The organism is Mesorhizobium sp. M7A.F.Ca.AU.002.02.1.1 (assembly GCF_003998535.1).
Taxonomy (GTDB): Bacteria; Pseudomonadota; Alphaproteobacteria; order Rhizobiales; family Rhizobiaceae; genus Mesorhizobium; species Mesorhizobium ciceri.
Map to the genome: position 1 here is coordinate 1 of NZ_RZPB01000254.1, position 7,564 is coordinate 7,564.

A 7,564-nucleotide genomic window follows, 5' to 3' on the forward strand; every position below is an offset into this window, starting at 1 on the left:
AGACAGCTCCAGCGCCGGCCATTGCCGCATCCGCCGGATCAACCCGACGGCCCGCTCCCAGATCTCGGCGCAGCCGGCGCGTTCGATCGTCGCAATCACCGCCTGCCGGTCATTGGCCATGTCATGCGCCATTGCATCGAGGATTGCCGCATGCAGCCGCCTCAGATCGGAGTTGGCGAGATCGAGAAACTCGATATGGGCGAAATTCTCGTCGATCAGTGCCGGATGGTTGACCAATGCGACGATGATCGTCGCCTCGCGCACCGACATCCCCTCGCCGCCGCGTTTGACCAAAGCCGACTGGCCGAGACTTTCGGTGATCGCAATGCGGCCGCCACCGCTCTTGGCGAACTGCCCGCCGGGAGCGGCTGCCTTGCCCTGGCCCGGGCGCCCATCCTGGCGGCCGCTTTGCCTGGTGCCGCGCTGCGAGCCGAAGAAGCTCAACACGCGCTCGCGCATCTCCTGTTGATAATGGTAGCGGAGACTTTCATCGCGGATGCGGCTGGTCAGTTCGCGCAGCGTCTTCTCAAGCTCGGCCCGCCGCTCCGGCGTGTCGAAGACGCCGCCCGCCGTCTCACGCATCCATAAAAGATCGACCAGCGGCCGCGCCTCGGCCAGAACGCTACGAAACGCATCCGGTCCTTCGGCCTTGACCAGATCGTCGGGATCCTTGCCTTCCGGCAGCAGCGCGAAACGCGCCGAGCGGCCGGCCTGCACCGACGGCAGCGCCATGTCGGCGGCCCGCCACGCGGCCTTCAACCCGGCCTTGTCGCCGTCGAAGCACAACATCGGCTCCGGCGCCATGCGCCACAGCAGCTCGAGCTGGTTCTCGGTAAGCGCGGTGCCGAGCGGCGCCACGACATTCTCGAAGCCGGCCTGTGCCAGCGCGATGACATCCATATAGCCTTCGACGGCGATGACCGTGCCGCCCTTGGCCAAGGCCTTGCGGGCGCGGGCGAAATTATAAAGCACGTTGCCCTTGTGGAAGAGCTCGGTGTCGGGCGAGTTCATGTATTTGGCCAGCGCATCGGGCTGCAGCGCGCGGCCGCCAAAGGCGATGATCTTCCCCCTGGAATCCGGGATCGGAAACATGATGCGGTCGCGGAACCAGTCATAGGAAACCGGGATGTCGTCGCCGTGGCGCACCAGTCCGCAGGCCTCGATATCGGCTTTCGGCACGCCCCTGGCGGCGAGATGCTCCTTCAGCGCATTGCGGCTGTCGGGCGCAAAACCAAGCCGGAACGATTGCTGCGTCGCCGGCGTCAGGCCGCGGTCGCGCAGATAGGCACGCGCCTTGGCGCCTTCCGGTCCCTGCAGCCGTTCCTGGAAGAAGGCGGTCGCCATCTCCATGACGTCGGTCAGGCTGGCGCGTTCCTTTTCGCGCCGCTCCTCCTGCGCATCGCGGACCGGCATCGGCACCCCGGCCATGTCGGCGATCTTTTCCACAGCTTCGGGAAAGCTCATCCCGTCCAGTTCGGTGAGGAACTTGAAATGATCGCCCGAGACCGAACAGCCGAAACAATGGTAGCGGCCCTTCTTGTCCTCGCAGTGGAAGGAAGGGCTCTTCTCGCCATGGAACGGGCAGCAGGCCCAATAGTCGCCGCGCGGTGCGTTGGTCTTCTTGCGGTCCCACGCGACGCGCTGGCCGATCACCGATGAAATCGGCACGCGGTCGCGTATCTCGTCGAGGAAGGCGGGTGGAAAGCGCATCGGGGAACTCGTTTCCCGATTATATAATCACGCCCGCGAAATCCGACGACCCTTAATGCGGGCCATACCCGGTTTCCACAGGCAAAAAGAAAGGCGGCCGTAGCGGGCCGCCTCCCTTTTCAATGTCCGGCAAGGTGCCGATTAATGCGCGGCAAGCGCGCCGAAGATGACGCCGGAGAGGATGCCGACCAGCACATAGTCGTTGCCGACGCGGATCCATTCCTGGCCGCGGCCGGGGCGATGCAGGCCGTAGCGGCCATAGTCGCGGATCGGCTGATGGCGCTTCCAGCCGGAATATTTCTGGCCATGCCGCCAGTTGTTGCGCTTCACGACGACGACCTTCTTCTTGTAAACGCGCTTCCTCACATCGCTGTGGTGGCCGGGCTTCTGCCAGTCGACCTGGCTGTAGTTCGACTGCGGCGCGTTCGGCGCATTCAGCGGTGCGGCCTGGCCGGTGAGCGACGTGGCGGCCAGCATCGAGAAAGCGAGTGCGGAAAGGACGATGCGTTTCATGAGAAGTCTCCTTGGTTGTCGATATCGAAGCAGTAGCTGCCCATCGATGAACCGAAACTGAACGCACGCATTACAATTATGTAATGGATTCCTTGATTTACCCAAGGAAGCTGAACATGATCGCAAAGGCAGGAGCCAGTCGCACCGCAAACTCGGCCTATCCGCCGCTTCGCGCCCGCCCAGCAATGCAACCATTTGCGCGTCCGTCCATTTTCCGACACCGCCTGTCGCGCGGCAACGGCCCTTGAAATCGACAAGATTTTATTATCCGGCTAAAATATTCGAGCTATTATAAGTCACCGCCATGAACATGATTCGTTCCCTCGTTTTTCCTTCTGATCGCCACGCAAAACAGGGCGGGCGCCCTGTTTGCATGCGGGGGACGAAATGAGCGGGTCCGTCGTCCTTCTGCATCTGGCCGGCGCCGTGGCGCTGATGCTGTTTGCCACCCGCATGGTGAAGACCGGCGTTGAACGCGCCTATGGCGACGTGCTGCGCCATCGCCTCCGCGCCACCATGCGCAATCCGATCATGGCGGTGCTGGCCGGCACCGGCCTTGCCATCGCCCTGCAGAGCTCCACCGCCGTCACGCTGCTGGTCGGCTCCTTCGCCGGCTCTGGCATCGTCTCTGGCGCCGCGGGTCAATTGGCAGTGCGCGGCGCCGAAATCGGATCGGCGCTGGTGGTCAAGCTGCTGACCTTCGACCTCACCTTGCTGGTGCCGCTGTGCCTGATCACCGGCACGGTCATGTTCATGGCCACCGAGCGGCGCGACTGGCGCCAGTCCGGCCGCATCCTGGTCGGCATCGGCCTTCTGATCCTCTCGCTGGAGATGATCGGCCAGGCATCGGAGCCCCTGCGCAACAGCCAGCTCATGCCGGTCATCATCAACTACTTCTCGACCGATTCCATCACCGCCTATCTGCTGGCGGCACTGATCACCTGGCTGTTCCAGTCGAGCATCGCGGCGGTGCTGTTGATGGCGACGCTGGCAGGCCGTGGCCTGATCACGCCCGAACTTGGCGTCGTTCTCATCCTTGGCGTCAACCTCGGCTCCTCGATCATCGCGCCGATGCTGACCCGTTCGTCGAGCCCCGAGGTGCGCGTCGTGCCGATCGGCAATCTCCTGATGCGCGGGCTTGGCTCGCTGGTCATGCTGATCCTGGTCATGATCTTCAGGCCGCACTTCGCCTTTCTCGGTTCGACGGCGGCGGACCAGATCGTCAATGCCCACATCCTGTTCAATGTGCTGATCCTGCTCGCCGGCCTGCCGCTGGCAGGCTTCGTCTACCGCGCTTCGGAGAAGATCGTCGCACTTGGCACCAAGCCCGTGCCGGCCGCCTCGCTTGACGTCGTCGAGCTGTCCGCGCTCAACGAAAGCGCGCTCGACGTGCCGAGCCAGGCGCTGGCCAATGCCACCCGCGAGGTGGTGCGGGTCTGCGAGACGATCGAGATCATGCTCAAGCGTATCATCGAACTCTATGAAAGTGCCGACGCCGACAAGATCAAGGCGCTGGCCGCACTCGACGACCGCGTCGACCGCAAGCACGCCGCGATCAAGCTCTACCTCGCCAAACTGACCAGGAACCCGCTGACCGAGGACGAGGCGCTGCGCTGCCAGGAACTGATCGGCGCCTGCGTCAAGCTCGAGCAGGTCGGCGACATCATCGTGCGCAACATGCTGGTGCATGTGAAGAAGAAGTTCGAGCGCGGACTGGAATTCACCGACGAGGGCTGGGCCGAGCTGTGCGCCTTCCATGGCTCGGTTCTGGCCAATGCGCGGCTTGCCTTCAACGTTCTGGTGTCGCGCGATCCCGAGACCGCCCGTCAGCTGGTGCTGGAAAAGGACCGGCTGCGCGACCGCGAAAAGGAAACCAGCGCCAGCCATTTCGTGCGGCTGCGCGACGGCACCGCCAAGAGCGTCGAAACCAGCTCGATCCATCTCGACACCATCCGCGACCTGAAACAGATCAATTCGCTGCTGGCCTCGATGGCCTATCCGGTGCTTGAAGAGCGCGGCCTGCTGACGGGGTCGCGGTTGAAGGCGAGCTGAGAAGCGCCACTTTCCCTTCTCCCCTGGGGAGAAGGGAAGCGGCTGCTCGCATCCAATTCAAGAAAACCTAAACTCGCGACAAAAATTTCTGGATTGCCCGCAAAGCCCATCCGTGGTTTGAGGCGCTTCCAGCTAAGGCTTCCCCATGTCGCTTCCGCTCATCGCCCTGTTCATCGCCGCCTTTGCCTTCGGCACCACCGAATTCGTCATTGCCGGCGTGCTGCCGCAGGTGGCGCAAGGCCTGGGCGTCTCGGTTCCCTCCGCCGGCTATCTCGTCTCCGGCTATGCCGGCGGCATCGCCATCGGCGGCCCGCTGCTGGCGCTCGCCACCAAGTCATTGTCGCGCAAGAGCCTGCTGCTCGGCCTAGCCATCGCCTTCACCATTGGCCAGGCGGCTTGCGCGCTGGCGCCCGATTTCACCTCGATGCTTCTGTTGCGCATTGCCGTGGCGGTCGCGCATGGCGCCTATTTCGGCGTCGCCATGGTCGTTGCCGTCGGTCTCGTGCGCGAGGACCAGCGCGGCATGGCTGTCGCCGTCATCCTGTCCGGCCTCACCGTCTCCAACGTCATCGGCGTGCCGGCCGGCACCGCGATCGGCAACATCTGGGGCTGGCGTGCGACTTTCTGGGTGATGTGCGCGCTGGGTGTCGCGGCAACGCTTGCCATGGCAGCCCTTTTGCCGCGCACCACCGGCTCATCGGCCAAGCCCGCCGGTTTCGCCCGCGAGGTCCGCGTGCTGGCCCGCCAGCAGGTCTGGACATCGCTGATCCTGATGCTGATGCTGATGATCGGCCAGTTCGGCCTGTTCACCTACATCACGCCGACACTGCTCGAAGTCACCGGTCTCGACGAGAACCTGGTGCCGTGGGTGCTGCTGCTCAACGGCGTCGGCGCGACGCTCGGCGTCTTCCTCGGCGGCAAGCTCTCCGACTGGAAGCTGATGCCGTCATTGATCACCATGCTGGCCCTGCAGGCGGTGACGCTTGGCGTGATCTATGCCGTCAGCCCCTATCCCCTGCCGATGGTTGTGGCGATCGTCATCTGGGGCGGTCTCAACTTCGCCATCGGCACGCCGATCCAGACCCGCATCCTGGCCTGGACGGCAGATGCTTCCAACCTCGCCTCGTCGCTCATTCCCTCCGGCTTCAATGTCGGCATCGCGCTGGCCGCTTCGTTGGGCGCCGCGATGCTGAACAGCGGCTATGGCTACCGCAGCCTGCCGCTGCTGGGCGCCATCGCCATGCTGGTCGCCGTGGCAGTGGCGCTCGCCTCTTATGTCTGGGAAGGGCGCAGCAACGCCACGCCGCCGCTGACAGCCCCAGCCGAGTAGATCACGATCCGGAAAAGTGGACGCCGGTTTTCCGAAAAGATCGTGATCAACCAAAAGCGCTTCACCCGCGCCAGCGCAGCAGGCGCATGGCGTTGGCGGTGACCAGCACGGTCGCGCCGGTATCGGCCAGGATCGCCGGCCACAGGCCGGTGATGCCCAAAATGGTGGTGACCAGGAACACCGCCTTCAGCCCCAGCGCCACGGTGATGTTCTGGCCGATATTGGCCATCACCGCCCGCGACAGTTTCACCATACGCGCGACGTCCATGACGCGGCCGTGCAGGATCGCCGCGTCCGCGGTCTCCAGCGCCACGTCGGTGCCGCCGCCCATGGCAATGCCAATGTCGGCGGCCGCGAGCGCCGGCGCGTCGTTGATGCCGTCACCGACCTTGGCGACCTTGAAACCCTCGCGCTGCAATTCGCCGACGATGCGCTGCTTGTCCTGGGGCAACAGCTCCGCTCGCGCCTCGATGCCGAGCGAAGCGGCGATGGCTTGCGCCGTGCGGCGGTTGTCGCCGGTCAGCATCACCGCGCGGATGCTCTCGGCCTTCAGCGCCGCGATCCCGGCCGCAGCATCCGGCCGCGGCTCGTCGCGCATGGCAATCAGCCCGGCCACCACGCCATCGGCGACCAGCACTGACACCGTCTTGCCCTGGCCGTTGAGGCTGTCGACGGCGAGGCGCTGCGCTTGCGTCATGTCGGCGCGTTCGCCCGCCGCCTGGCCGGAGCCGAGGAAGACGGCGACGCCGCCAACGCTGCCCTCGACACCCTTGCCCGAGATTGCCTTCGCCGCGAGAGCCGGCGGCACCGGCGCCTTGTCGGCCTTGGCCCGGTCCAGGATCGCCATCGCCAACGGATGGCTGGAGCCCTGCTCCAGTGCTGCCGCCAGCGCCAGCACGGTGCGTTCATCCCTTCCATACGCCACGATGTCGGTGACGGCAGGCTTGCCTGCGGTCAGCGTACCGGTCTTGTCGAAGGCGACCGCCGTGATCCGGCGAAAGCCTTCCAGCACCGCACCGCCTTTCATCAATAGGCCACGCCGCGCACCGGTCGCAAGGCCCGCGGCGATCGCCGCCGGGGTCGAGATGACCAGCGCGCAGGGGCAGCCGATCAGCAGGATCGCCAAGCCCTTGTAGATCCATTCGTTCCAGTCGCCGCCGGCAAGCAGCGGCGGCAACAATGCCACCAGCGCACCGACCGCCAGCACCGCCGGCGTGTAGGTGCGCGAGAAGCGGTCGATGAAGCGCTCTGTCGGCGCCTTGGCCTCCTGCGCCTCCTCCACCAGCCGCACGATTCGGGCGATGGTGTTGTCGGAAGCGGCCGCCGTCACCCGCACCTTGAGCACGCCATCGGTGCTGATCGTGCCGGCAAAGACGGCGTCCGCAACGCCCTTGCGCTTCGGCGTGCTCTCGCCGGTCACCGGCGCCTCGTCGATTTCGCTCGCGCCCTCGATGATCTCGCCATCGGCCGGGATGCGGGCGCCCGGCCGCACCAGGATGATGTCGCCGACCGCAAGGTCTTCGGCGGGACACTCCGATGTGCCGCCTGCGCGCTCGACCAAGGCCGTCTTCGGCACCAGATCGGCAAGTCCCTGGATGCTCGCCCGCGCCCGGCCGGCGGCGACACCCTCCAGAAGCTCGCCGATCAGGAAGAGCACCACCACGGCGGCGGCCTCTTCAGTGGCACCGATCATCACGGCGCCTATCGCCGCGATGGTCATCAGCATCTCGATCGAAAACGGCGTGCCGGCCAATGCCGCCATCAGCGCGCGCCGTGCGATCGGCACCAGGCCGACCAACAGCGCGGCCAGGAACACCCCGCGTTCCGCCACCGGGAACAGATGGCCGATGCCGTATGCGGCGAGAAGCGCTGCCGCGCAGGCGAGCGTCAGCACCGCCCGGCGGGAACGCCACCACGCCTGCCCCGTCTCGGAATGGCCCTGATCGGGATCGGGATCGT

General features: G+C 65.5%; 5 protein-coding genes. 2 read left to right on the forward strand and 3 right to left on the reverse strand.

All coding sequences use genetic code 11. The features are described 5' to 3' along the window. Positions 1-1,710: DNA primase (dnaG, locus tag EN879_RS16950; RefSeq protein WP_127274141.1), on the reverse strand; the 1,710-nt coding region annotated here is incomplete at its 3' end. A gap of 141 nt (positions 1,711-1,851) precedes the next feature. After that, positions 1,852-2,223: an RcnB family protein gene (locus EN879_RS16955; protein WP_013530147.1), complete on the reverse strand. Its 372-nt coding sequence runs from the start codon at positions 2,221-2,223 to the stop codon at positions 1,852-1,854. Between the two features lie 387 nt (positions 2,224-2,610). On the opposite strand from EN879_RS16955, the gene EN879_RS16960 reads away from it, so the two are divergent. Next, positions 2,611-4,275 (forward strand): Na/Pi cotransporter family protein, encoded by a 1,665-nt coding sequence (locus EN879_RS16960; RefSeq protein WP_013530146.1) that lies wholly within the window; start codon positions 2,611-2,613, stop codon positions 4,273-4,275. Positions 4,276-4,420: 145 nt separating this feature from the next. Continuing rightward, positions 4,421-5,605 (forward strand): MFS transporter, encoded by a 1,185-nt coding sequence (locus EN879_RS16965; protein ID WP_024505485.1) that lies wholly within the window; start codon positions 4,421-4,423, stop codon positions 5,603-5,605. 61 nt (positions 5,606-5,666) lie between these two features. On the opposite strand, the gene EN879_RS16970 is transcribed toward EN879_RS16965, so the two are convergent. Beyond that, positions 5,667-7,564: heavy metal translocating P-type ATPase (locus tag EN879_RS16970; protein WP_127274142.1), on the reverse strand; the 1,898-nt coding region annotated here is incomplete at its 5' end.

What these genes read in the sequence shown, in the direction of transcription:
- EN879_RS16955 (WP_013530147.1), bottom strand. Translation starts at nt 2,223, where the DNA reads ATGAAACGCATCGTCCTTTCCGCACTCGCTTTCTCGATGCTGGCCGCC.
- EN879_RS16960 (WP_013530146.1), top strand. Translation starts at nt 2,611, where the DNA reads ATGAGCGGGTCCGTCGTCCTTCTGCATCTGGCCGGCGCCGTGGCGCTG.
- EN879_RS16965 (WP_024505485.1), top strand. Translation starts at nt 4,421, where the DNA reads ATGTCGCTTCCGCTCATCGCCCTGTTCATCGCCGCCTTTGCCTTCGGC.